Annotated in this window: 23 protein-coding genes and 1 pseudogene; 18 read left to right on the forward strand and 6 right to left on the reverse strand. The window is 61.6% G+C overall.

Going from position 1 to position 25613, the window contains the following annotated elements; genetic code table 11:
- The first annotated feature begins 11 nt into the window (after window positions 1-11).
- Window positions 12-914, forward strand: coding sequence for a ribokinase (locus tag I6E58_RS13600; protein WP_197134715.1), 903 nt, complete (start codon window positions 12-14; stop codon window positions 912-914).
- A gap of 89 nt (window positions 915-1003) precedes the next feature.
- Entirely contained in the window at window positions 1004-1948 is a 945-nt protein-coding gene (locus I6E58_RS13605; protein WP_197134718.1) for a glycerophosphodiester phosphodiesterase family protein, read from the forward strand.
- Here I6E58_RS13605 and I6E58_RS13610 read toward each other — a convergent pair.
- The gene (locus I6E58_RS13610) at window positions 1945-3276 is read right to left on the reverse strand and encodes a M20/M25/M40 family metallo-hydrolase (RefSeq protein ID WP_197134721.1); all 1332 of its coding nucleotides are present in this window, start codon (window positions 3274-3276) and stop codon (window positions 1945-1947) included. The genes I6E58_RS13605 and I6E58_RS13610 overlap by 4 nt on opposite strands.
- 66 nt (window positions 3277-3342) lie before the next feature.
- Between I6E58_RS13610 and I6E58_RS13615 the strand changes: the two genes are divergently transcribed.
- The 5 genes and pseudogenes from I6E58_RS13615 (at window position 3343) to I6E58_RS13630 (ending at window position 9210) form a co-directional block, all read left to right on the forward strand.
- Window positions 3343-3807, forward strand: a complete 465-nt coding sequence (locus tag I6E58_RS13615; RefSeq protein ID WP_197134724.1) for a hypothetical protein — start codon at window positions 3343-3345, stop codon at window positions 3805-3807.
- 12 nt (window positions 3808-3819) lie between these two features.
- Window positions 3820-4806: pseudogene (locus tag I6E58_RS14245) on the forward strand (DUF2207 domain-containing protein); the annotation flags it as partial.
- A 187-nt stretch (window positions 4807-4993) separates the two neighbouring features.
- On the forward strand, window positions 4994-5263 hold the full coding sequence (locus I6E58_RS14500) for a DUF6804 family protein (protein ID WP_307842176.1): 270 nt from the start codon (window positions 4994-4996) through the stop codon (window positions 5261-5263).
- 208 nt (window positions 5264-5471) lie between these two features.
- Window positions 5472-7616: a DEAD/DEAH box helicase gene (locus I6E58_RS13625; RefSeq protein ID WP_129071036.1), complete on the forward strand. Its 2145-nt coding sequence runs from the start codon at window positions 5472-5474 to the stop codon at window positions 7614-7616.
- A 130-nt stretch (window positions 7617-7746) separates the two neighbouring features.
- Window positions 7747-9210, forward strand: coding sequence for an aspartate ammonia-lyase (locus tag I6E58_RS13630; protein WP_129071035.1), 1464 nt, complete (start codon window positions 7747-7749; stop codon window positions 9208-9210).
- Between the two features lie 81 nt (window positions 9211-9291).
- Here the strand turns inward: I6E58_RS13630 and I6E58_RS13635 are convergent, their stop codons facing one another.
- Window positions 9292-9915: a protoporphyrinogen oxidase gene (locus I6E58_RS13635; protein WP_197134730.1), complete on the reverse strand. Its 624-nt coding sequence runs from the start codon at window positions 9913-9915 to the stop codon at window positions 9292-9294.
- Window positions 9916-9951: 36 nt separating this feature from the next.
- Window positions 9952-11400, reverse strand: a complete 1449-nt coding sequence (locus tag I6E58_RS13640; RefSeq protein ID WP_197134733.1) for an AlkA N-terminal domain-containing protein — start codon at window positions 11398-11400, stop codon at window positions 9952-9954.
- A gap of 124 nt (window positions 11401-11524) precedes the next feature.
- Between I6E58_RS13640 and I6E58_RS13645 the strand changes: the two genes are divergently transcribed.
- Entirely contained in the window at window positions 11525-12355 is an 831-nt protein-coding gene (locus tag I6E58_RS13645) for a hypothetical protein (protein WP_197134736.1), read from the forward strand.
- Between the two features lie 39 nt (window positions 12356-12394).
- Entirely contained in the window at window positions 12395-13630 is a 1236-nt protein-coding gene (locus I6E58_RS13650; protein ID WP_197134740.1) for a PrsW family intramembrane metalloprotease, read from the forward strand.
- A 35-nt stretch (window positions 13631-13665) separates the two neighbouring features.
- Here the strand turns inward: I6E58_RS13650 and I6E58_RS13655 are convergent, their stop codons facing one another.
- Window positions 13666-14754, reverse strand: coding sequence for a hypothetical protein (locus I6E58_RS13655; RefSeq protein ID WP_197134743.1), 1089 nt, complete (start codon window positions 14752-14754; stop codon window positions 13666-13668).
- Between the two features lie 289 nt (window positions 14755-15043).
- On the opposite strand from I6E58_RS13655, the gene I6E58_RS13660 reads away from it, so the two are divergent.
- The 5 genes from I6E58_RS13660 to I6E58_RS13680 all read left to right on the forward strand — a co-directional run bounded on the left by I6E58_RS13660 (window position 15044) and on the right by I6E58_RS13680 (window position 20194).
- The gene (locus tag I6E58_RS13660; protein ID WP_197134746.1) at window positions 15044-17320 is read left to right on the forward strand and encodes a UvrD-helicase domain-containing protein; all 2277 of its coding nucleotides are present in this window, start codon (window positions 15044-15046) and stop codon (window positions 17318-17320) included.
- A gap of 218 nt (window positions 17321-17538) precedes the next feature.
- The gene (locus I6E58_RS13665; RefSeq protein ID WP_307842161.1) at window positions 17539-18336 is read left to right on the forward strand and encodes a nuclease-related domain-containing protein; all 798 of its coding nucleotides are present in this window, start codon (window positions 17539-17541) and stop codon (window positions 18334-18336) included.
- 43 nt (window positions 18337-18379) lie between these two features.
- Window positions 18380-18811, forward strand: a complete 432-nt coding sequence (locus I6E58_RS13670; protein ID WP_129071028.1) for a VanZ family protein — start codon at window positions 18380-18382, stop codon at window positions 18809-18811.
- 43 nt (window positions 18812-18854) lie between these two features.
- Window positions 18855-19517 carry a lysoplasmalogenase gene (locus I6E58_RS13675; RefSeq protein ID WP_197134749.1) on the forward strand — a complete coding sequence of 221 codons (663 nt, stop codon included), beginning with the start codon at window positions 18855-18857 and terminating at the stop codon, window positions 19515-19517.
- Complete coding sequence (locus I6E58_RS13680; RefSeq protein WP_129071026.1) at window positions 19514-20194, forward strand: hypothetical protein; 681 nt, start codon at window positions 19514-19516, stop codon at window positions 20192-20194. The genes I6E58_RS13675 and I6E58_RS13680 overlap by 4 nt, the downstream gene beginning before the upstream one ends.
- Before the next feature lie 38 nt (window positions 20195-20232).
- Here I6E58_RS13680 and I6E58_RS13685 read toward each other — a convergent pair whose 3' ends face one another.
- Window positions 20233-21414, reverse strand: coding sequence for a MarP family serine protease (locus tag I6E58_RS13685; RefSeq protein ID WP_129071025.1), 1182 nt, complete (start codon window positions 21412-21414; stop codon window positions 20233-20235).
- 96 nt (window positions 21415-21510) lie between these two features.
- Here I6E58_RS13685 and I6E58_RS13690 point away from each other — a divergent pair, with 96 nt between their 5' ends.
- The gene (locus I6E58_RS13690) at window positions 21511-22344 is read left to right on the forward strand and encodes a hypothetical protein (protein ID WP_197134752.1); all 834 of its coding nucleotides are present in this window, start codon (window positions 21511-21513) and stop codon (window positions 22342-22344) included.
- Between the two features lie 118 nt (window positions 22345-22462).
- Window positions 22463-22732 carry a 30S ribosomal protein S15 gene (gene rpsO / locus I6E58_RS13695; RefSeq protein WP_009771894.1) on the forward strand — a complete coding sequence of 90 codons (270 nt, stop codon included), beginning with the start codon at window positions 22463-22465 and terminating at the stop codon, window positions 22730-22732.
- A 95-nt stretch (window positions 22733-22827) separates the two neighbouring features.
- Here rpsO and I6E58_RS13700 read toward each other — a convergent pair whose 3' ends face one another.
- Complete coding sequence (locus I6E58_RS13700; protein ID WP_129071023.1) at window positions 22828-23436, reverse strand: HdeD family acid-resistance protein; 609 nt, start codon at window positions 23434-23436, stop codon at window positions 22828-22830.
- 101 nt (window positions 23437-23537) lie between these two features.
- Here I6E58_RS13700 and I6E58_RS13705 point away from each other — a divergent pair, with 101 nt between their 5' ends.
- On the forward strand, window positions 23538-24455 hold the full coding sequence (locus I6E58_RS13705; protein WP_197134755.1) for an NADP-dependent oxidoreductase: 918 nt from the start codon (window positions 23538-23540) through the stop codon (window positions 24453-24455).
- A gap of 64 nt (window positions 24456-24519) precedes the next feature.
- Window positions 24520-25596 carry an acyltransferase family protein gene (locus tag I6E58_RS13710; RefSeq protein ID WP_197134756.1) on the forward strand — a complete coding sequence of 359 codons (1077 nt, stop codon included), beginning with the start codon at window positions 24520-24522 and terminating at the stop codon, window positions 25594-25596.
- Window positions 25597-25613 lie beyond the last annotated feature (17 nt).

Below are 25613 nucleotides of genomic sequence, written 5' to 3' on the forward strand. Positions count from 1 at the left end.
ACTTTTGACTAATGTCTGGAATCGTCGTCGTTGGCAGCGCAAACATTGATCAGGTCTTTCGAGTAGACCGCATCCCCTCGCCGGGAGAAACCGTGCTCTCGCGAGGAGTGAATACCGCATTAGGCGGTAAAGGTCAGAACCAGGCCGTCGCTGCAGCGCGCGCTGGCGTTTCGACCACATTCATCGGCGCCGTCGGCAACGACGGATTCGGCGACATGGTGCGGTCGGGGCTCGCGGCAGACTCAATCGACGTCACGCATCTGCGAACTACGGCAAAGCCCACCGGCACGGCGCTTATCGCGGTGGACAACACGGGCGAAAACACGATCATCGTCGAGGCGGGGGCGAACGCTGATGTCGCCGACCTGACAGCGACAGATTCCTCAGCGCTGAGTGCGGCATCCGCTCTCGTCATGCAACTCGAGATTCCTCTGGCCACCGTGATCGAAGCAGCACGAATCGCTCGGGCCGTCGGCACCCGCGTCATTCTGAACGCTGCGCCCATTCAAGCTCTGCCGTCAGAGCTTCTGGAGAACCTCGACATACTTATCGTCAACGAGCACGAGGCCGCCGAGCTCGCGAGCGACAACGGTCTCTCCAGCGAATTGGATGGCATCGGTGAGCGCTTGCTGAGCCTCGTCTCGACCGTCATCGTGACGCTGGGTTCGAAGGGTGCCGCACTTCACCGCGTCGGTTCCGAGCCCGTCATTGTTCCGGCGCATCGGGTCACGGCCGTCGACGCGACGGGCGCGGGGGACACCTTTTGTGGTGCGTTCGCCGCGGGTGTGGTGGAGGGCATGATGCTGGAGGACGCCCTGCGTTTTGCTGGAGCCGCGGCATCCATCTCGGTAGAGAACCATGGAGCGGTTCCGTCGATCCCGTTTCGCGAGGCGATTGAGACACGCCTCAAGTAATTCGCCGATAAGGTAACGGATTGGTAACAGGCTCGCTATAGTGGGGGCACCGCGAACGTGCGGCAACCCGACACAAGGATGGCGAGTCAATGGCGACATCGCAGAACCTGGCACACCCGAAGCACCACCTGCGAGCACAACGAGCAGCCCTCGCTGCTGCGATAGTCACCGCGATCACTCTCGCGCTCGTGCTGAATGCCAATGTCACGCGAGTGCATGCGGCCGGAGTATTCACTTCGCTCCGAGCGCCCGGAGAGGCGGCGTTTATCGCGGGTCACCGAGGAGACGCCACCGTCGCCCCCGAGAACACGCTCGAAGCGCTCAGCCTCGCCCTCGACAGTGCGGCGGACTACGTCGAGACGGACGTACAGCTCACCGCTGACGGCGTTCCCGTACTGATGCACGACTGGACGGTCGATCGCACGACCGATGGCACTGGCCCCGTGTGGAGCTATACCTACGAAGAACTGTCAGCGTTGGATGCCGGTTCGTGGTTCGGTGAAGAATTTGCGGGAGCGTCCGTGCCGACCCTTGAACAGTTTCTCAACGTTCTCCGCTGGTCGACGAAGAACGCCATCCTTGAACTCAAAGGGTCATGGACTGACGAACAAGTGGCGCTCGTTGCCGATCTCGTGGCGCGCAATGGCGTCAATGACCATGTGATCCTCGGCAGCTTCGACATCATGACGCTTCAGGCTGCGCAACGGATAAGCCCAGAACTTCCCGGGATGCTGATCGTGCGAGACATCGTTGGTGACCCGGCGCAACTCGCGGCCGCCGCCGGTGCCGTCGCGATCGTCACAAGCAAGAAAGCGATCACTGGGAACCCTGCTCTCGTCGAACAGGTTCATGATGCCGGACTCGGGCTGCTGATCTACACGCTCAATGACACCGACACGTGGACGGATGCCGTAGCGCTCGGAGTCGACGGAATAATCACCGATCGGCCCGCCGAGCTTGGCACGTGGATCGCACAGGAAGTCAGCGGCTCCGACACGCTGCCATTCGCTCCCCGTCAAGCCGCTGCCGACTAGAGCGAAGCGATAAGCGCGCGGTAGAACGCGATTCCATCGAGGAAGCTGCTCACGAGCATCCGTTCATTGCGGGCATGGAGCGTGTCTCGCATTTCGCGGGCCATCGCAAATGGTGTGAACCGATAGACGCCACCGCTGATGCGGGTGAAATGCCGGCTGTCAGTAGCGCCGTTCTGCACATAGGGCGTCACGATGGTGCCGGGGAAGGTCTTCTCAATTGTGGAACGCAAGAGCTCCCAGGCGAGACCGGTTGTTCCGGAAACCGGAGAGGGCTCTCCGGGCGAGTCCACTGAAATGCGAACTCGCTTGTCGTTGATCGCGCGAGTGACATGGGCGATGGTCTCGTTAAGGCTCGAATTCACGGCGATGCGCACATTGATCACCGCGCTTACCCGCTCGGGCATGGCATTGACCGCATGACCACCTTCTAGGATCGTGACGGCTTGAGTGGTACGCATCATGGCCGCGAGTTCGTCGCTCTTGCGCACCAAAATTGGCAGCAGGAAAGGCTTTGTCCACGAGACGTTGCGCAGCAGGTAGCCGGTAAAGCCGCCTGCGTGCTCGCCGAGCAGCCGCATGAGGTCTGCCCCGGTATCGGTCAGACGGGATGGGAACGGCCGTGAGTTGAGCCGCACAATGGCCTGCGCCAGCCGTACGGCGGCAGGAAATTTTGGGGGAGTGGAGGCGTGGCCCCCTGACTGATCGACCGTCAATCGCAGGGTTGCTGTGCCTTTCTCGGCGACCCCGACGACGGCCATGGGGGCATCAACCTGGTCGAACACGTCGTCGACAATGGCGCCGCCCTCGTCGAGCACTAGCGTTGGCTTCACGCCGCGGCTTTCGAGCAGATCGACAATGGCGGATGCACCCGTGCCGTGAGTCTCTTCGTCGTGACCGAAGCACAAGTAAATGTCTTGAGCGGGAACAAGGCCCTCTTCGAGCTGTGCCTCGACCGCCTCAAGAATGGCGGCGACGGAACCCTTGTCGTCGAGGGTGCCCCGTCCCCAGATCAGCTGATCGTCACCCTTGCCGCTGAGTTCTGCCGCAAAAGGCGGTCGCTTCCAGCCTTCGTCGGTCGCCGCGACGACGTCGTAGTGGCCCATCAGCACGGCAGGTTCGGTAGACGCTCGGCCGCGCCAGCGGAAAATCAGAGAGTGCTCCAGCACCGTCTCGCGCTCGAGCCGGCTGTGGCACAGTGGATAAAGCTTGCGCAATGTCTGAGCGAAACGGTCGAATTCTGTCCATTCCGTGGTGGAGGGATCCACTCGGGAAATTGTCGGGATTCGCACTAATTCCTGCAGGTGTTCGACAGCCAAAGCACTCTTCATACCTCGACTCTAGCGAGCAGCACGCGGTGCTCGCTTTCGCCCGAGGGTCAAGGAACGGGAGACGCGATGACAGTCAACGCGCAGCGACGCCCTCGAGTCCGGTGGAGTGCGCGGCTGAGCGCACGGCTGGTGGGGGCAATCGCGGTGGTGGTGGCGTTGGGCGCAGCACCTCTCGCTGCGGCCGCGGCCGGGCATCCGAACGACCTTGCAGGCGATGGAGCCGCAGCGACCGGGCTCGTGAACGCTGGCCTCGACGACTTCGTTTTTGACAGCTATGACGGCGAGTTCTTCCTCGATCGTGACGAAGCGGGACGTTCAACGCTGCTCACGGTCGAGACCTTCGTTGCTGTGTTTCCAGACGATCAAAACCGGGGGATGCGTCGCGCTACCCCGAGTACTTACAAGGGCGAACCCCTCGACATCCGTGCGATCTCTGTCACGGATGAGAACGGGCAACCCCGCGACTTCGAGGTCGAAGAAAACGGTAGCTTCACTCTGGTGACGAGTGCGGCCGACTCGTTCGTCGAATGAACGCAGACCTATGTCTTCACGTACACGCGATCAAATGTGACCCGGTTCGCGGCCGATACGGGCGCCGACGAGTTCTACTGGGATACCAATGGCACGGGGTGGAATCAGCCGTTCGGCTCTCTCACGGCCACGATTCATCTGGGCGAAGGCCTGAGCGACGCCCTCAGCGTGGCACCCGACTGCTACTGGGGAATCGAACGATCCACCGAGCGCTGCGAGATTGTCGCGCTGGATGACGACACGTACGTGGCAACGCAGGCGATGCTGCAGCGAGGGCAGAACGTCACCGTGGCCTTCGGGTTCGAGCCCGGCACGTTCGTTCCCCGTGACAGTTCCTACTTCGGGTCAGCTGCAGGCTACGGCCAGCCGCTGGGTTTCATCGGTGCGATCGCTGCAGTGATCTGGGCTATCCGCATCCGACGGTCCAAGCTAGCGGATGACGGGGGCCGCCCCACGATCATTGCGGAGTATTCGCCCCCACGCGATGTCTCGGTGGTCACCGCCGCGCTCGTGATCAAGAAGCGTCCCAAAGCGGTTGCCGCTCAAATTCTGGACTTCGCCGTGCGCGGCAAGCTGCGCATTCTCGAAGAGGAATCGAAGGGCTTTTTCTCCTCGGGAACCACCTACCGTCTCGAATTGATGGACCCCACCGGCGTGACGGGGTGCGAGCTGGAGATCCTGCGCGCGCTCTTCGGGCAGTCGCTGCAGCATGGCGCCATCCGGGACATGAAGAAGACGGATTCCAAGCTCAGCAAGAAGATGTACTCAATTGTGACGGCGGAGAACTCCGCGCTCGCGCCGAACGGCTACCGGCAGAAGCTGAGTGCGCGCAATTACCTTCCCTTGCTCGTTTCGGTCGTCGCCGTGATCGTGTCGATCGTCTACGGTATCGCGCTGATCGATGGCGATTACGGTTCCGCTGTCCCATTCTTGGTCATCATGGTGTCGTTCATGGCAGCGGTGGTGACGATGTCACTGCTGTCGCGTACTCCGCTGACGGCTCAGGGCCGCGGTCGCAGGGGTGGAGCCGCAGGGCCGAAGACGCAGCGGTCATGGCCTCGTCGTTCGCGCGTGCGAAGCCCAGCATCAGCAGACGGGTATATTCGACAGCGTGAGCGCAACGTACCCGAATCGTCCCCGCCGTGTTGCATTGCCCGCGGCAATCCTGGCCGTTCTGGTGTTGTTGGTGGGTGCCGGCGTCATCGGCACCGAGATCTTCACGATTGTGCGGTACGTCGTCAGCATCCTCGCTCTCATCACTGTGGTTTTGGTGTGGCAGGCGCGTCAATGGTGGTGGGCAATCGGTCTCATTCCGATTGCAATTCTCTGGAACCCGATCGTGCCGATTGCTATCGCTGACCCCCAGCTCTTCGCGGGATTGCACTACACCGCGGCCCTGGTGTTCATCGCGGTGGGAGTCGGCGCGCGCGTCACCGATGCCACAAGCCGAGGTTAATTCGCTGCAGTAGCGCGCTCGCCACTATTTCTGCGTACACTAGATAACGCATCCCTTGAGACCACCAATCGCATCGCAGTTGGGTCTGGCTCCCTCGAGTGGAAGTTGTCGTTCAAATGAAGTTACCTTCGTGGCAACATCTGCTCGTTCTACATCTCTGAGTCGTCGTACCCGCTACTGAGCCGCTTGCTTAGCGCCAGGAGAATAATTGACCAACTCGTCACAGACCGAGTCCTCGCAGCGCAATAAACGATCCAAAAACTCGGGTCAGCGCCAAGGCAGTACCCAACGTCGCCGCGCCCGTCCCGGCGATGACACGGGAGTTATCCCCGTATTGGCCCGTGCCGCGCGCGAGGTCGAGACTGCCGTTCAAAAGGGCCCGCTCAAGCCGACTAACCGAGCACGCTTCCAAGTCGCAGCACTGTTGCTACGAGAAGAGCGTGCCCGCGTAAAAACGGATGCCACGCTCACCGAATCCGAGCGTGCCAACGAACAGAAGCGCCTTGATGGCCTCGCGGGCATCCTCGCAAAGACGGCTGCTCGTGACACGAGCTTGCTCTCGATGCTGGGGGAGGCCGCACCGATCACTCCCGCAGCCAAGGCGCTGCGCCGTGACCTCCTCATCGCCGCCGGTGTAGAACTCAGCCCTGATGAACTGATCATTGCTGAGGAGCCCAAGGCCGTCGATAAGCAGGTCGACAAGCAGGTCGTGCCGGCATCCGTTCGTCAGATGCAGATGGCGAACCCATTCTTGGCTCCCGACTTCAGCGCGATTGCGCCTAAGCCCGAGCACAACAATCGTTTGGCCAACTGGGAGCTCATCGACCCCCTGTTCCGAGCGTTCGAGCACGGCTCCGGCGGCGGCGCTGCCTCCATGGAACTGCCCGAGGCCGAATCGCTGCGTACGCGCGGAGACCTTGAACTCATGCGCCACCAAGCGCGCTTTGTGGAAGTTGTCAAGCAGGGTCACCGCACCTTCTTGCTCGCCGATGAGCCTGGACTCGGCAAGACCGCTCAGGCGCTGATGGCTGCCGAAGCCTCCAACTCCTACCCGTTGCTCGTCGTAGTGCCCAACGTTGTGAAGACCAACTGGGAACGCGAAGTCGAATTGTGGACTCCTGGCCGCAGCGCCACTGTCGTTCACGGCGATGGAGACACCGTCGATGCCTTTAGCGATGTCGTGATTGTGAACTACGAAGTTCTCGATCGTCACGTGGGTTGGCTCGGCCGCTTTGGGTTCAAGGGCATGGTCGTTGACGAAGCCCACTTTATTAAGAACCTCAAATCTGAACGGTCCAAGCACGTCTTGAGCCTGTCGCAGAATATCCGCGCGACGTACCCGAAGGCGCTGCTCATGGCGCTCACGGGAACTCCGCTGATCAACTCGATCGAAGACTTCCGAGCCATCTGGCAGTTCTTGGGCTGGATCGACGGTACCAAGCCGCTCGCTCCGCTCATGTCGAAACTCGAAGATGCTGACCTCACTCCGGCCGACCCCGGCTTTTTCTCCGAAGCGCGTCGTGCCGTTATCGATATGGGTATTGTGCGCCGCAAGAAGGTCGACGTTGCCGCCGACATTCCTGCGCGACGTGTGGCCGACATTCCGGTCGAACTCGATAACGACCTCGGTCGATCGATTCGTGCCGCCGAGCAGGCCCTCACCGCGCGACTGGTCGATCGCTTCACTCGCGTTCGTAAGCTCAAGCCAGATGTGGCTGTCGAAGACCTCATCCGTGTTGTCGCCCACGCCGAACTCGAAGAGTCAAAGAGTGCCACCACCGGTGAGAATGTCTTCACGATGGTGCGCCGTATCGGTCAGGCCAAGGCAACGCTGGCCGCGGACTACACTGCGCAGCTCGCCCGTTCGGTAGGCAAGGTTGTGTTCTTTGCCAAGCACATCGATGTCATGGATACCGCCGAGGCGCACTTCGCGAAGGTCGGTCTCAAGGCGGTCTCGATCCGTGGTGACCAGAGCGCCAAGGCTCGTCAGAACGCAATCGACTCGTTCGCGAACGATCCTGAGGTCTCGGTTGTGGTGGCTTCGCTCACAGCCGCTGGTGTCGGGCTCAACCTGCAGGCGGCATCCAACGTCGTGCTTGCTGAGTTGAGTTGGACGAACGCGGAGCAGACTCAGGCAATCGACCGCGTGCACCGCATTGGTCAAGAGCTCCCCGTGACGGCCTGGCGCATCATCGCCGCTCACACCATCGACGCTCGAATCGCCGAACTCATCGATAGCAAGGCTGGCCTCGCCGCGCGCGCTCTCGACGGTTCTGATGAGGATGTCGTGGCCGAGGCGAACATCCAGCTGCAGGCGCTGTCATCGCTGCTTCGCGACGCTATTAAGGAATAGATCATTCGTTAAGAAATGACTTTCTAACCACGGCTTTTCCTTCAAGTCTCCCGGTGCGCGAGCGTACACTTGAGGCGTGATCACAGTGACTGTGTATTGCGCCGCAAATCAACGGAGATGAGAAAAAGAGTTGAGCAACGCCTCTTTGCAGAACACCGCTACCCGTATCGAATCCGATTCACTCGGTTCGCTTGAGGTTCCAGTAGACGCGTATTGGGGGGTGCACACGCTTCGCGCGATGCAAAACTTTCCGATCACCCGTCGCGCTATCTCTGTTTACCCCGACCTCGTTCGTGCGCTCGCGCATATCAAGCAGGCAGCAGCGCGCGCTAACGCTGAGCTCGGCGTGCTCGAATCGCGCAAGGCCCACGCCATCGACACAGCATGTCAAGAGATTCTCGACGGTGCCCTGCACGCAGAGTTCTGCGTCGGCGTCATTCAGGGCGGCGCTGGTACCTCCACCAACATGAACGCGAACGAAGTAATCGCGAACCGTGCTCTGGAAATTTTGGGCCACAGCAAGGGCGAGTACTCGTTCTTGCATCCCATCGATGATGTCAACCGCAGCCAGAGCACGAATGACGTGTACCCCACGGCGATCAAGCTTGCAATGGTCTTCGGTGTTCAGCGTCTGCTCGTTGAACATCAGATGCTGTCTGAATCGTTTGGCGCCAAGGGTCGCGAGTTCGTCAACATCCTCAAAATCGGCCGTACTCAAATGCAAGATGCCGTACCTATGACTCTGGGCCAAGAGTTCACGGGCTTCTCCCACACTCTCGAAGAGGACTATGAGCGCCTCACTGAGGTGCTGCCGTTCATGAGCGAAATCAATATGGGCGCAACCGCGATCGGTACCGGTATCACGGCCGATTCGCGTTACGCGGAAGCCGTGCGCCGTCACCTCACCGAGGCCACCGGCATTGAGATGAAGACGGCGTTCGACCTCATTGAGGCTACGAGCGACGTGGGAATCTTCATGACGCTCAGTAGCGTTCTCAAGCGCTCCGCGGTCAAGCTCTCGAAGATCTGCAACGACCTCCGTTTACTCTCGAGCGGACCACAGGCTGGCTTTGGTGAAATCAACTTGCCGGCTAAGCAGGCGGGATCATCGATCATGCCCGGCAAGGTCAACCCGGTCATCCCCGAGGTCGTCAACCAGGTTGCGTTCAGCGTTATTGGTGCAGATGCCACGGTCACCGCCGCGGCTGAAGGCGGCCAGTTGCAACTCAACGCTTTCGAGCCCGTCATTGCCCACTCGATCCTGCAATCGGTCATGTGGATGACGAATGCGTGCCGCACCCTGCGCGTGAACTGCATCGACGGCATCACTGCTAACGAAGAGCGCCTCGCGGCACAGGTGGAGTCGAGCGTCGGCGTCGTTACCGCGCTGACCCCGTACATCGGCTACGCAGCAGCAGCGAACCTTGCCCATACTGCGCTCACGACGAATGCGTCTATCGCGCAACTCGTGGTCTCAGCCGGCCTCATGAAACAAGAAGACGTCGCCCGCGTGCTGACTCCGGAGCGGCTCAGCGGCGTCTCGCCCATGACCGCAGCAATCTCTCTTCCTTGGCTGGAAGAAGAGAACAAGTAGTCAACGCGCACGCGAAAAACCCGGTTCCTCTCAGCGAGAGGAACCGGGTTTCGTTGTTCGGGGAGCCCGTGGGCGGCGACGTTACGTCGTCGGGCGCTCGTCGAAGTCGTCGTCATCCTCGTCGTCGAGCGACGCAAGCGCTTCGTCGCGTGCCTTGCCCGCGGTCGTGAAGGCCCGGTCGATGGCGCTCTCGCCGCGCTCGCGAAGCTCAGCTAGTTCTTTGTTCGCGTTCTCTCGCACGTCTTCGGCGGTCTCGCTGACCCGGCCGACGGCGCCGCGAGCGGTGGCGGACGCGCGATCAGCGATCTCTTTCGCCGACTCTTTGGCGTTACCAGCGAGCCCCTTCGCCGTCTCCCGGGCGCTCTCGGCAAAGTCTCGTGCGGATTTCTCGGCGTTATCGGCCAAGTCCTTCGCCGTGGTGCGCGCAGTCTCGGCGAATTCACGGGTGTTCTCGGCGACGTCTTTTGCTTTCTCGACAACGAAACCGGGGGTGGCTTTAGCTACCGCTTCGGCTTTATCGCGAAGAATGGGGGCCTGCGTGCGGGCGTAGTCTTCGGCGGCAGTGCGCGCCTTTGTGACACGAGGGCTCTCCCACACTGCGGTGGCTTTGCCCTTCATCTGGTCGTAACGTTCACGGCCAGCGCGCGCGCCAACGACGTATCCGACAGCGATACCGAAACCGAGGATCAAGAGTCTGACGTTCATAGGTCCAGCCTACGGTGACGTTGTGTTCTGCTCTACCTAGAGCGGCCGTGATCGCCACAAGTGCATGCACGCGTAGCTGCGCCACGGGGCCCACTGACGAGAGTACTGAGTGAGCGCTGTCGCGGTAGCGGGAAGCCCCAACTCCCCAGCGCCTTGGCGCACGACGAGGTCACTGCTGAGCATGATGTCGGAGCTTCCGAGCACGCGCATCGCCAGGTAGCCCGCCGTCCACGGGCCGATTCCGGGCATAGCGACGAGCTTTGCTGTGAATTCATCGACAGGGGTGGAGACGTCAAGCTCTAACGCGCCCGACGCAAGCGCTTCGGCAACACCGAGAATGCTCGCAATACGAGCCGTGGGGCCGCGCAAAACCTCGGCTCCGGATGTCGCGAGCACTGCTGCGGTCGGGAACAGTCCGTCGTGTCCTAGCTCTGCAACCACCCGAGCGTGCACAGTGCGTGCGGCGGCGACCGAGATCTGCTGCCCGAGGAGGGTGCGGAACAGTGTCTCCTCGGTGTCGACGCTGCCCGGCAGCCGTATTCCGGGCACCTGCGCTACAGAGGGGGCCAGGGCAGGGTCGGTGCTGAGCGCCTCGTCGATCGCGAGTGAGTCGGCGTCGAGGTCGAAGAGGCGACGCACGCGGGCGACGAGCGGTGCGACATCCGAAATTCTGGCGAGCTGAGCGATACACGTGATGCTCTGATCGCCGAGTTCGAGTCGCACCTGGGCAACCCCACCCGGCAGGCGGATGGCGCGTTCCAGGCTCGTAGCGGTGGCGGTCTCGATGCCGGCGACCGCGTGATTCGCGAAAAATGTCATGAGGCCAGCGCCGTCGAATGGTGCCCGTGTGGGCAACCGTAGCGTGAGGGCTGAGGGGCGCTCGGGGGAGGTGTGCGGATGAGCGGCTGCTCCGCGACGAGCGAGGGTTCGCAATTGGCTCGGTGTGGTCTCGTACACGGCCTGAATAGTGTCGTTGAACTGTCGGATGCTCGAGAATCCGGCAGCGAAGGCGACGTCAGAGATACTCAGCTCGGTCGCACCCAGCAGCGTGCGGGCGGCTTGAGCGCGGTGAGCACGCGCGAGGGCGAGAGGACCGGCTCCGAGCTCGGCGGTGAGCACCCGAGTGAGGTGGCGGCTCGTGTAGCCGAGTCGAGTGGCGAGGCCCTCGACGCCGTCGCGCTCGACGACTCCGTCAGCGATGAGGCGCATGGCGCGCGAAGCCAGATCATCGTTGAGGTTCCATTCCGGCGACCCCGGCACGGCATCTGGTTGGCACCGTTTGCAGGCGCGGAGCCCGGCTTCGTGGGCGGCGGCCGCGGTGCGATAAAAGCGCACATTGCGTGGTTTCGGAGCCACGGCAGGGCAGCTGGGGCGGCAATAGATTCCCGTAGAGTGCACGCCCGCAATGAACTGCCCGTCGAAACGCGCGTCTCGTGAACAGAGTGCGCGGTATTGCTCGTCGAAGCTGAGGGCGGGGGAGAACATGCTCTCACTCTGCCACTCGTGCAGCGCACTGACCAGCGGAAATCGGACACCACCGCACCGTGATTCCACGCAGCATCGGCACAAAGTCTCGTCGGAAAAGTGGGGAAGCGACTACAGTCGCAGCGTGGAATCTTCGTGGACAGCCCTTACCGTCGTGGCCGCACTCTGGCTTGTTGCCTTGTCAGCGCAAGTCGCCGACTACGCGACAGCACGCTTCGATCACTTGCGACTGGCTCGCGGTGTTCGCACTCGGTTGCGCCTGCACCCCGTCGCGTGGACGGTTCCTCTCGCAGGACTGGCGGTCGTGGCGCTCACGATCTCTGCCGACTGGAGCACCCGGCTATTTTTTGCAGAACCTGCTCAGACGCCCGCCGCGATCCTGCTTGCTCTCGGCACGGTAGTCGTGGCCGTCGTTATCGTCGCGATCATCGCGGTAGTGATCGTGCGACCACCCGCCGATAGCTACCGCCTCGTACGCGACGAACTCATCGAATCGGCGGGCTTGCGCATCCATCAGGACCAAGTCGACGAGTTCCGAACTCGAGTGACCGCTATCGATAACGCCGCCAAGGCGCATCGTGCCGCGGATGCCGCCACGGTGTCGGCAGCGTTACAGCTGAGCGTGCGCACGCCACATCGGCTTATCGCGCCGGTACTCGCAATCGCGTTCGTTATTACGGCCGTGGTCGGCACGGCACAGGGTGCTCTCTCGGGTGTCGTCGTTGCGCTGGCTTGTGCTGCCCTCGTTGTGAGCGCAGCGATTGGCGTCGTGGCCGCTCAAGCTTCGCTCGCGCTTGCAATGTCGGTTCGCTCGACTCAAGACGTGTATCGCGGTGAGCTTATGAGTTTGATTGTGGAGGCGGAGCGATCGTCGAAGAAGCGTGTCGCCGGCCTGGGCGATCGCGTCAATCGTGCGCTCAGCATCCTTCGCGAGCAGCAAGAGGGCACCAAGTAACGACAAAGGTCGCAGCGCCTGCACGCTAGTCTCGATGGCATGACCGCGAGCGATTCTTCTTCCGTGACTCCTGACTACACGGCGGCAGCGGGGCGATCGGCGCCGAGCCCCACCGCGGCATCCGCTGATATCGCTCGCGATGCTCAACAGCATCAGTTGCCGCCGCACGTGCCACAACCACGGGGGCCGGGGCTGCTGATCTTGGGCATCCTGGGCGTCATCGCTCTGTCGTTCGTCTTGCTCTTCGTCGTTGTCTACGTGATCTCCGGAATCGGAACGGATGCTTTCGCGCTCGGCGGCGTCTTAGCTATCGTGCCGCTTGCTGTGGTGTTCTTTGCGGTGCGCTGGATCGACCGGTGGGAGCCCGAACCTCGTCTCGCTGTGATCTTCGCGTTTCTTTGGGGAGCCGGCGTTGCGGTGCTGCTTGCTCTCATCATCGGAGCGGAGATTGACAACGTCATCAACGCTCTCGGTGGCCCTGGCCCGGCGTACGACTTCTTCTCCGCCGCCATCCAAGCCCCGATCGTGGAGGAGGCAGGCAAAGCACTCGGCATTTTGGTGATCTTCTGGGTCGCTCGGCGTCACTTCGATGGACCGGTCGATGGGCTTGTTTATGCGGCCTGGATTGCCGGTGGTTTCGCCTTCACCGAAAACATCCTCTACTTCGGTTCAGAGCTTGTGAGCCTTGATGGCAGCGGCTCGAGCATCCTGCAAATGTTCCTTGTTCGCGGTCTCATGTCGCCATTCGCGCACGTGATGTTCACAGCGTGCACCGGCATCGCTCTGGGGCTAGCAGTACGATCGCGCAGTAATGCGCGCGCCGTCGGCGTTTTCGCGGTGGGCCTCGCGTTAGCGATCGCACTTCATGCGCTGTGGAACGGTGCGCTGTTTTTCGTGAACGACTTCTTCGGTTACTACGCGATTGTGCAGTTCCCGCTGTTCATTGTGGCAATCGTGATCGTCGTGTACCTGCGTCGTCAAGAAGCGCGGATGACGTTCGACCGTCTCGCCGAGTACGCAAACGCTGGGTGGTTCAATCAGGATGAAGTCGCCGTGTTGGCTACGCCCGCAGGTCGTCGTCAGGCTTTGGCTTGGGCAGCGCGCAACAACAAGCGGGCGGTAATGAAGGTGTACATCCAAGAAGCCACCCGGCTTGCTTTCGCTCGCCAGCGCATTATTACTGGCCGCGATCAGATCGGGGCTATCGCCGATGAAGCGGTCTTGCTGGGCGCGATCGTGGAAGCACGCCAGGCTCTCACCGGCACACCGCGATAGCTCGCGGTCGCTGGCGGCCGCCGTGGGGCTGGGCGTTAGCCCGTCATCCTGAGCAAGAGTTGGGCTCCGAAGATGAGAGCGAACACGGCAGCGGTGATCAGAGTCGCTTGCGGAATCCCTCTTCTCAGGCGCTGGCCGCGGGGTGCTACAAGGTTCACGCTTCGATCACCGATGGTGTCGTCAGCGTAGTTGCGTGACTGACGAAGAGCCTTGGTGCCTACGGTGTCGGCGATCCCGAGGAGTCGACGATGAACAGCGGGGTCGAGAAGGTCGAAGGGTTTCGGCGAGTACACCAAAAGCCACTTGTCGACTACTTCGACATCGAAGGGTGCTGCCTTGTCGATCAGTAACGCCATGAGATCGGGAGTGAAAACGTAGAGAGCGTCACGTTCGTAAGCAGTGGGGCAGTAAAGCGTGAAGTGAGAATTGAAATCCCCCTCAAGCTTCAACACCTGATTCTTCGCGAACGCTTGCGGCAAATTGGTCACACCGAACAGCTGATTATTGGCGGCGGCATCCAACACCATGTGGGGGAGAGCCCGATCGAGCTCAAGCGCTAGAAATCCCCACTTGTGCGTGCTTTTACTTTTGCCTGAGCCGGTCGAGTATTCAAAGTTGCCGTAGTCGAGCGTCCGGCCCGCTGCACTGGTGAAGCGGTGACGAATAGTGCGACTGTCGCCCTGAGAGAAAATGAGCCCGGGGTAGGGGCTGTCGTAATCGAGCGGGGTAAAGCTCAGCTCGTTGTCCTCCGCAAATTTGTTCATGCGATAAAAGCGCTGCCAGGGACCGCCGCTTCTGCGCCAACTCCGTACGGCGACGTAGATGCTGCCACCAATCACAGAGAGGAACGCGAACGCGACCGCGAGCGTGATGAAGAGTGAGGGCAGGGCAGCGGCGCCCTCGCCATTGACGAACGCCGCGAGAAGCGAGCTTCCGAGAGCGCTGAGGATCGGGCCGCTCACGACGAAAATGAGGAAGGCGATGCCGCTGGCGACCAGCACGGTCGTGCCCATGAGGCGAAGCGTCGAGTATCCGAAATGGTCTCGCCGGGATGTCTTGAACGCTGCGACGTCGTGGGGATTCACCGGATAAATCAATCCGGAATAGTCGATGGAACGCAGCATCCGACAATCGTAGGGCGTGGGGGCCGCCGGCAGCAGCCTCAATTCGGGGGTGATCACGGCCGTCGGGGAGTTGCCGACCACAAGCTAGAGGAGAAAACCCCGCTAACAGACTCATCCCCGTTAACAGACTCATCGCCCACCGGTGCGGCACTGCCTGCGACTCTGGTGAGCGATGAGTTTTAACTGACTTCAGCGTGCCACTGAGTTGCGCCGAGCGCAAGAGTTAAGCGTCGAATTTATAGTCAAAAAGAGCGTACGATTGAAGGTCGCAATTTGGAGAGGACACCGGATGTCATCGAGTGAGCTTGAACGCGAACGGGCGTACGTCCACGGCCTCTATCGCCGGCTGGATGGACTGCGCAATGCTGCGCAAGAGCAGCTGGAATCCGTGCGCCGGAGCGCGCCGGGTGGTACTCACCAAAACCGCTCTGAGCGCGACGCTTTCGCTCGCATTTACGAAGATCGCATCGGCCAGCTGCGCGAGATTGACGAGCGACTAGCGTTCGGTCGACTCGAACTCGAAGTGGATGCCGAAAGCGAGGGCGAGAGTGATTCTGAAGGCACCGCCGAGCGCCCCGTTCGGTACATCGGTCGCATTGGTTTGCGGGACGAAGACCAGCGCCCGCTGCTGCTCGACTGGCGAGTTCCTCAAGCACGCGCGTTTTATCAAGCGACCGCCGCGACGCCACTCGGTGCCCGAGCGCGCCGGCACCTGCAGAGTAACGGCCGCGACATCGTTCGCATCGACGACGAAATCTTCGACTCTGAACTTCTCGAAACTGATGCTGCTTCCCTTCAGGGCGAAGCGGCACTCATGGCGAGTCTCACCGCCGAGCGCACGGGTCGCATGGGCGACATCGTGGCAACGATCCAGGCAGAGCAAGACGCCATCATCCGTTCCGAGCTTCGCGGTGCTCTCGTCGTGCAGGGTGGGCCGGGAACGGGCAAGACGGCGGTCGCGCTTCACCGCGCCGCGTTCTTGCTGTACTCGCATCGAGAACGGCTGTCGGCATCCGGTGTGCTCATCGTCGGGCCTTCGCGCTCGTTCTTGCGCTACATCGAAGCAGTGCTGCCCTCGCTCGGCGAGACAGGTGTCGTACTCGCGAGTCTCGGCCAGCTGTTCCCGGGAATTGATGCGCGCCGCGAAGATGTCGACGTGGTCGCGCGGCTCAAAGGCTCGCTCGACATGGCGGAGCTCATCAAACGCGCCGTTCGTTCGCGGCGTGTGGTGCCGACCGAAACGCAGCGTATGGAAATCAACGGCGAGATTCTGGATGTACCCGCCGACCTGCTCCGTGCGGCGATGCAGAAGGCGTGGGACTCTCACAAGCCCCATAACCTCGCTCGGGTGATGTTCAACAAGGCTGCGATCGCCGGAATCAGTCGTTTGCTCGCCGACCAGTTGCGCTCCCACGGCAACACGATCGATGATGCTGACCAGAAGTGGTTGCGCGAAGATATTCGCACAGCGCACGACGTTAAGGTTGCGCTCAACACGGCGTGGATGCCGCTGACGCCCGAAAAGCTTATTAACGATCTCTATGCCCGCCCCAGCTGGCTGCGCAGCCTCACGCCCCGCTGGACGCCCGAAGAGCGCGACCTGCTGCGTCGCGAGCGCGACGCTCCATTCACCGTGAGTGACGTTGCGCTACTCGACGAAGCGGCAGAGTTACTCGGTGAAGTCGATGTGGCTCAGACGGCAGCAGAGCGCGAGCGCAAGCAACAGCGCAAGCGTGACGTTGAAAACGCGGCTGCGGCCATCCGCAACATGGATGTCGAAGGCATGATCGATGCAGAGACTCTCGCCGAGGGCTTCGAAGCGAGCGCCGAACGCGCAACGACGGCAGATCTGGCGGCGGCAGACCGCTCGTGGACGTACGGCCATATTGTCGTCGACGAAGCGCAAGAGCTCTCGCCCATGCAGTGGCGGCTGCTTGCGCGCCGCAACCCGCTCAAGTCGTTCACGATTGTGGGCGATGTCGCTCAGGCCAGTGCGGCTGCCGCGACGAATAGCTGGGGTGCTGCGCTCGCAGCAGATGTAGGCGACCACTGGCGTCTCGAAGAGCTCACCGTCAACTACCGCACGCCATCACAAATTGTGGCAGTGGCCGAAGCTGTGGCACTGGCCCACGATGTCTCGATCACACCGTCGCGTGCTGTTCGTCAGAGTGAGTGGCCCGTCGATGTCACGCTGGTGTCGGCCTACGAGCTGGGTGCTCGCGTTAGCGACGTTGTCGGTGCCGATCGAGCGATTTCCAGCGACGGCACTCTCGCGGTCATCGTCAGCGATTCGCTCACGAGCAGCATTGTGGATGCACTGCAGCAGACTTTCGCCGGAGAGGTGGGCGAGGGCGCTGCCGGCCTGAACAAGCCGATTGCTGTGCTCACGCCGCGCGAATCTAAGGGACTCGAGTTCGACTCGGTGGTCGTCGTCGAACCTCAGCGCATTGTCGACGAGATTTCCCGCGGTGCTGCGGCGCTCTATGTGGCGATGACGCGCTCCACTCAGCGGCTCAGCATCGTTGCTTCCCAGGGGCTTCCTGAAGGTATTCCCCTTCCGGAATAGGGGTGGTCGGGGGAGTTCACCCCCACTCGGGTATGCCCAATAGTGGGGGTTTCGGTGAATTCACAGGTTAGGCATTATTGATCTAGAAGTTATTCCTCGGGGGAGGAACCTTCACTCGGGAGCGATTCTTCGCCACGAGTCGGGCCGGAGGCGGGGGAGCCTCCGGCCCAACGTATTTCTTCATGCATCTCACTGCATGGAAGAGCTGGAGGGTCTGCGTGCCGCAGAATAACTATCTTCGCGGCCGGATCGCTGGACAATCAGCCATGGCCGCCGTCATCGCGGCGCAAGCACACTGTGCGCCGCGTGGATTTCTCGCGCGCATCGTTGGCGTCTCGCCGCTCACGGACGAAAGCCGAGCACACTACCGTGGGGCGGTCGGTGAACTGCTGGTCGGCTCCATCCTCGATCGTCTCGGTGATAGCTGGGACGTCCTTCACGGAGTGCCATTGGGGGCATCGTCTCTCGATCACTTCGCCGTCGGCCGCGCTGGCGTCTTCGCCATCTCGGTGGTTAATTGCCAAGGCGATGATGTAGCAATCCGCGGTGACGAACTCGTCATCGCGAAGACCATCAGTAACGCCATCAGCGAAGCGCGCGAATCGGCTCTGGCCGTTGCGGCGTCGCTTGAAGCAGCGCTGGGTACAGCCGTCAACGTGGTGCCGGTTCTCGTCATGGTGGAGCCCGTGAAGGTGTCTATGCCGGCACTTCCGGATGGCGTTCAGGTTCTTACCTCGATGCAATTAGAACAATGGTTGCTCTCGTCTGCTGCCACGCTCAGTGGCGAAGAAGTCGCGACGATCTCTGCGGCAGCTGAAGCGAGCGCCACGTGGCCAGAACCGGAGCTTTCCGCCGTCACCTCCCACACCCTCACGCGCGCTTTCGTGCAGATTCACCACGACGTTCGTGCTGCGAGCCTTCGACGTTTCTTGTGGGTGGTGGCCGCGTTGATCGTCACCTTCCTCTCGGTGTGGTCTCTGGTCTCTGTATTGACTGGCCTTGTCGTCGGTTTCTAGCGCGTCAAGCGCTTTCCGAGCTTCGGTAGGGCACGATTGGTGGATGTTTCGGCGCCATCCCTACCTAAGCGCCGCGACGTTCAGTTACTTAGCCCTAGTGGCGTGGCTGACATTGAGCCCGCAAGCCCCGGATCAAAGTGACGGTCCGTTGTGGCAATTCGCCGTATTTCTCGATCAGTTCTCGGCCACCGAATGGCTCACTTTTAACGACCTCGAGTTTGTGGCCAATATTGGCCTGTTCGTGCCCGTGGGATTGTTTTTCGTGTTGCTCGTAGGAAAACGGCAATGGTGGCTCGCACTTGCCCTGGCAGTTCTACTGACGGCGGGGATCGAGTGGGTGCAGCAGTTCATCCCGTCACGGGTATCTGACGTTCGAGACATCGTTTCCAACTCCGTTGGCTCTTCGATTGGGGTGGTCATTACTCTTATCGTGGCCGCGGCACGAGCCCGCGCCCGCCGCAGCGACCGTAATTGACGACAGTGTTCCGCTGAACCGTCAGCAACCGTAGGCTGTGGCCGTGACTTTTTTGCGAGGGTTTATCGCCTACTGCGTGGTGGCGACTGTGCACGTGGTGAGTTTGGCCGCAGGGTGGAATGACGTGGCGAGCGCGAGCAAATTTTCGCTCATGCCCGCGCTCATTCTTGGCGTCGTGATCGCGAGACGCCGGCCGTTCTCGCGGCCCGACTATCTACTGCTCGCAGCGTTGGCATTGTCGTGGCTCGGCGATATTTTTGTCGCGGATGCGGAGAGCTCAAGCTTTCTCGTCGGGCTCGCCGCGTTTTTCGGCGCCCACGCTCTTTACCTTGTGCTTTTCCTGACGGCAGTGCGATCGCGGCGGATACCGGGGTTCACGGCGCTGCTGATTGTGTGGTGGGTGGGCTTGCTCTTAATCCTGCGCCACGACCTCGGCTTCTTTTTCATTCCCCTTGCGGTCTACGGAGCAGTGCTGGCGGCGTCCACAGCAGCGGCCTTCGCGACGCAGCGTCTGATCGCAACGGGAGCGGTTCTCTTCCTCGCCTCGGATACGGCATTAGCGGGGGCTCTGTTCTCTCCGAGCGCGGTGTGGTGGCAATCGGATGTGCTGATCATGAGCTTGTACATCGCCGGCCAAGGCGCGATCGCTGCCGGGGTTGTGCAGGCAAGGAATGCTCCGCAGAACACTGCTAGCGTGGGCGAGTGAACCCTGATCCTTCCGAACCCGTCGTGCAGCGACAGGTCGCAGTGGGTCCGGTCGTCGCTGCGGTCGTAGGGCTCCTCATATTTGCGGTGATCGTGACCGTTGTCATTACTCTCGCCGCCGCATCCCCGCCGCCCTCGGTAATGTCGACCCCCGTGGCTCAGGATTCTTCATCAGCCGCTCCCCAGCAAACCAGTGCCCCGACGCCGGAGTCGACTCTTATCCCGCCCCGCGCACAGACGACGGCGAACGAATGCCGTGATTACACTGCTGAGGTTGAATCCCTCGATATTGAGTCTGCGCGCGTCGAGCAGTCCGATCGCGACGTAATTGTGGCCGAAATCACGTTCACGGCACCGCTCGAGCGCGATACTGCCGAGCTCGGGATCTACGCGGAGCGATCGGATGGCGATCGCTCCTACCAATTTTCAGTCGAGATCGATGATGGCGAGATCGACGATGTCACGGCGTACGAAATTGAGCGCGACGATAGCGATGGACTTGAGTCTGATGACGCCGAGATCGCGGGGAACACCGTGCGGTTCGTGGTCCCGCGATCCATCGGCAAGAAGTTGGGCGACGAATGGTCGTGGTTCGCCTTTAGCGCTGTCGACGGGGCCACCGTCGATACGTGTCCCGGAACCCCGGCGGCGCCGGAGTACCAGCGCTTCGAACGCTAATCTCGACTCGATAGCCGAACTCGGCACCACGAGTCTCGTTAGTGTGCGATGCACACGCCACTAGAGACGGTGGTACTGAGATCGGCAGCGTTTTGCGCAACCGGGCGAACAGCATCCAACGTCAGGGCGTAGCCCACATTGTTCTGCTCGGTGCTGCTGCCAAAGATGGTCCCGGCGATATCGCCGTCGAGCGTGAGCAACGGGCCGCCCGAGTTACCGGGATTCACTTGGCCGGCGAGCGTATATACCTCGCGCGGCGCGCCACCATCTCCATAGATATCGGGGCTCTCAAAAGTGCTGACCTGCTGTACCAGGGCAGGGTTTGTTGTAAAAGGTCCGCCATAGGGATAACCCTGAATCGCGGTGCTCGTACCGGGCCGGGCCGTGTCGCCGAGTCGCAAAGCATCAACGGTAAGGCCGGGTACCGCCAGTATCGCAAGGTCGTTGACGGAATCGAAGTACACGATCGTGGTGCCCAGAACTTGGCCGTTCATCGCCTCGACAACCGGGCCGCTCGTTCCGGAGACAACGTGGGCGTTGGTCATGACGCGTTCTGGGGCGACGACAAAACCACTCCCTGTCTGACCTTGACCGCACGCGTAGGCGTTTCCCGTGATGCGCACGACCGATTGGGCCGCAGCGTCAAGGGCGGGGCTCTCGGTGTCGATGGAGGGAATTTGTGCGTTCGGATCGCCGAGAGGGGAACCCAGCAACGGAAGCGCGCGGTCGCTGAGGGCCGTTCGCCAGCGGGCGATGTTCGCCTCGACCACATCAGGAGTTGCGTCTTGAATCGTGCGGATGACCGAGGAAGCAGCAATCGTGCGGGAAAGTATCGGTATTCCCAGCTGAGCCGCGCTGAAGCTGACGGTCGAGATGACTAGCGCGGCAAGCATCGCAATCGCGAGGCCGCCCACTGCGCGGTCGGCGCCACGGAGAGCCCGGGTTTCGATCGCTACGTGGATTGCTCGACCGGCGGCGGAACCTAATGCATGCCCGAGAGCAACGAGCGCGACCGCGACGGACACCGCGATGAGAACGCGCGCTTGCGGGTTCGATGCGATCTCCGCCACGCTGCGGGCGAACAGTGCGGCGAAGAAAATGCCGACGGCTACTCCCGCGATGACGAAGATGCTGCGGGTCAGACCGATCCGGAGCCCGTAGATCGCGTAGCCCACCAACACGACGACCAAGATGAGGTCGAGTAGCGGGGCGATATTCATTGTCTCAGCCTAGGTGGCAGCAGTGGGATGCTCCGTCGAATTGGGCGATCGCCCCACGCGAGATAATCTCTCACGGGGGAAGTTGTGGGGGATCTGGTGGGTAATAGTGTGCACGACAATGGTGCTCCGGCACTCGCGGCAGGGGGAACGGGCTTCGGTCTGGCCATGTCAGCGTGCTTGCGGGCTCAAGCCGCGCACGAGCAGCGCACGTGGTTTCAGCGGCTGCGCGGAGCCAATCCGCTGTCGGCCGAGGCCAGCGAGCTCTACGCCCACGGAGTCGGGGAGCTCGAATCCGCGGTCGCGCTCGCCGCGCTGGGAGGCGACTGGATCGTGGCCGCAGCCACCGACGAACAAAATGCGAGTCGCGGCGCGGACCACGTTGTTGTGGGTCCCGCTGGAGTATTCGCTGTGTGCAGCCGCCGGCATCCCGACGCGAAAGCGGTGACGGCGGGAAGGATGATCCTTGTCGACGGTGGGCGCGTGGCGTACGTGCGAGACGCCTCGATTCTCGCAGAGCGACTTACCGACTCCTTCGCCGCGCTCGGTGCGCCGAGCGTTAAGGTGCAACCCCTCGTCGCGCTCATGGGTACTTCTGAATTGGTGCACGGGCGGATGAAAGCTCCCGTTCCGGTGCTGTCGCTGCGAGATGTCGCAGCCTGGCTTATCCGCCATGAAGTGGTTTACTCTCGCGCCGAGGTTGCCGCTCTCGCGCCCGTTGCCGCACGTTTGAGTGGCTGGAACGTGCGGCCAGCCGCTACCGGCGCGAGCGTTCGCCTTACCGCTCGCTTTGAACGATTGCGCACAGAAGTGGATGCCGCTCGCCGGCGCTATCACCGGTGGCTCGTTGCCGGGGGAGCGGTCGCGCTCGCGGCCACCGTCACGATGGTGGTTGTCGCGATTCCCGCCGTTGTCGCTCTCTTCGCCGGGTAGTACTGCGGGAGCCCCGCCTCTGCTAAACTTTCAAGGTTGCCGTCTAACGGCCGCGGATAAAGAGAGCTCACGCATTCAGCAATGGGCACCGCGCAACGACTAGAAAGGGGATCACCTTATGGCTCTAGAAGCAAGCATCAAGAAGGCGATCATCGAAGAGTACGCAACCCACCCAGGTGACACGGGATCCCCCGAGGTTCAGATTGCGATGATGACTCGTCGCATCCTCGACCTCACGGAACACCTCAAGATGCACAAGCACGACCACCACTCACGTCGTGGACTGCTTCTTCTTGTTGGTCAGCGTCGTCGTCTGCTGGGTTACCTGCAGAACGTTGACATCACGCGTTACCGTACGCTGATTGAGAAGCTGGGACTGCGCCGCTAGTCGACTCGTCACACTTGCCACAGGCCGTCATCGCATTGCGATGGCGGCCTGTGTTGTTTCTGGGCGGTTATTTCTGGGCGAGGGAGAATCGCCGCCTACTCAGCGGCTACCGGTGCGCTGGTCGCGGTGTTCTTGGGCTTGCGCGGCAGCGTGAGCAGTGTGGTGAGGCTCACGGCGATCATCAGAACGGCGCCGATGGCGACGAGCGAGAACACGCCAGCTGCGGGGAGCACGAACATGGCGACGCCAGCGGCCATCGAGACGATGCCGCTGACCCACCCGAACCAGCGCGGGTGGATGGTGCCGCGCACACCACCGACGAGGTCGACGACTCCTTCGAGAATCCAGCCGATGCCGATCACCAGGGCGAGCGCGATGAGCGTTTGGAACGGGTTAGAAAGACACAGGATGCCGGCGATCACGATGAGGAGCCCAAGCAGGCCCGTGGTCCAGCGCATCGGCGAGTCGAGATTGTTAGCCACGAAGGCTGCAGTGACGCGGTACATGCCCGACGCGATGAGATAGATGCCAAAAAGCACCGCGATGGTGAGGAGTGTGGCATCGGGGAACAGCAAGCCGATGACTCCGAGCACGAGCCCGATCACGGCGACGGCCATGAGTTGTCCGCGGTGAACGCGCAAGAGTCCGGGCAGAAGATCCTCGGCCGAGAGGGAGCGGGCAGTCGTGTGTTCAGTCGAGCTCATTGCGGTCCTCACCAAAGTTGTCCGTGCGTGCCTTACGCGCCCTATTCTCCCAGTTCGAGCGCCCCGGTGTGCAATTGCGACGCACCGGTTAGGCTCGAAGGATGTCGCGTCGCGTTACTTACTCTCAGCTCGGTGGGCCAGAAGTGCTCACGATTTCCGAAATCACCGCTCCTCACGCGGGCGACGGCGAGGTGCGCGTGCGAGTGAAATTCGCGGGCATCAACCCGTTCGACGCGAAGGTATTTAGCGGAGCGGCCACGGCTAATCCTCAAAACGTGACATTTCCGAGTGGTAATGGCAATGATTTCGCCGGCGTGGTCGACGAAATCGGCGACGGCGTCGAGGGCTGGACGGTGGGCGACGAGGTACTCGGAGGCAAGGGTTTCAGCGGTCAAGCGGACTTCGTTGTCGTTCCGGCGGAGAAGCTCGTCCGCAAGCCGGCGCAACTGAGCTGGGAACAGGCGGGCGGTCTCGATATCGCCGGTCGCACGGCGTGGGCGAGCGTTGACGCTGTTGCTCTTACCGCGGCGGATACCGTTCTCGTGAGTGCCGCAGCGGGTGGCGTCGGCGTCATAGCCGCTCAGCTCGCCAAGCTGAAGGGTGCGACCGTCATCGGTTCCGCCAGCGCGTCGAACCATGATTTCTTGCGATCGCTTGGCATCCACCCCGTCACGTATGGCGAGGGTATGGTCGAGCGCATTCTCGAGATCAGCCCCGAAGGTCTCACGGCCGCTCTCGACAACAACGGCCGCGAAACCGTGGATGCTGCACTCGCGCTCGGAGCCCCGGCTGACCGCATCAACACCATTGCCGACTATGCGGCAGTGTCGGAGTACGGCACGTCGGGCGTGGGCGCTGCGGGTGCGACTCCGCAGGATCTCGCGTCATTGGCGGCCCTCATCGCTGCCGGCACCGTGCAGGTGCCGATCGACGAGGTGTTCCCGATCGAGCAGGTCTCTGCGGCGTATACCAAGCTGCTGCACGGGCATTCGCGGGGCAAGATCGTGCTCGCGCTCTAATAAACTGTAGATCCGCTGCGATTGAGAAGCAGCCGAACTCATTGCGGCAGAGGACACCACTTTCGTGAGCCAAGAATTGCCGGCGTCTCCGGCACGCTCGTCGGATAACGCCGCGAACAGAGCTCGTGCGCGCGATCCTTACTTCGACAACGCCAAAGCGATTCTCATCGTGCTCGTCGTCGTCGGCCACGCGATTGAAAGAATCGATCGCGGCTCTGCAGACACGCTGTACACCTGGATTTACCTTTTCCATATGCCAGCCTTTGTGCTCGTATCCGGCTACCTCTCTCGATCGTTTTCTGGCACCCCGCGGCAGGTCGCTAGTCTTATTTCTCTCCTGCTCGCGCCTTATTTTCTCTTCCAGACGGTGCTCGCTCTCGAGAACTGGGCTTTCAACGGAAACGATTTTGCGCTTCAGCTTTTCGTTCCGACTTTCTCGCTCTGGTATCTCGTCGCTCTGCTGGCGTGGCGACTCGCGATTCCGCTCGTGCGCGTCATGCGACATCCGATGATTTTCTCGATTGCGGTGTCAGTGTTGTCAGTTCTCGGAGGCGGTATTTCCCAAGAGCTCTCGGGCGCCCGCATCCTCTCGTTCTTGCCCTTCTTCACTCTCGGTTTGATGCTGACTCCTCAGAAGATCGAGGCCTTCACGCGGCTCACATCGTCGCTCTGGGTTCGCGCGGGTATCGCGTCTCTCCTTGTCGCGACGCTGCCAGTCGTCTACCTCGGTCGAGACGTCATCGACCGGCGCTGGCTCTATATGTATGGTCAGGTTGAGAAGTTTGGCCTCAGCGAAGCAGAGAACGTGCTGGTGCGTGTGATTGTCCTGGTCGTGGCGCTGGCGATGACGGTGGCTGTGCTGGCTCTCGTTCCGCGACGCAGAAGCGCAATAACGGTGCTCGGCGAGCGCACCCTCGAGGTCTACCTGCTGCACACGATTATTCTCTACCCGCTTTTTCCCCTGATAGCTTCGTGGCCAGGCTGGTCATGGGCTTCGGTAGCAGTGATGGTGGTCGCGGCGGTGCTGCTGACGTTCGCCCTCAGCAGCCCGCTCGCAATGAAAGCGACTCGATGGCTCACTCACCCCCTCGATGCTGTGCGGTGGGGCCAAAGCGTGTTCGGGCGCAGGCCGCTGCCTTAGCTCGGCTCTGACTGCGC

Source organism: Salinibacterium sp. SWN1162, from assembly GCF_015864675.1.
Lineage (GTDB): Bacteria > Actinomycetota > Actinomycetes > Actinomycetales > Microbacteriaceae > Rhodoglobus.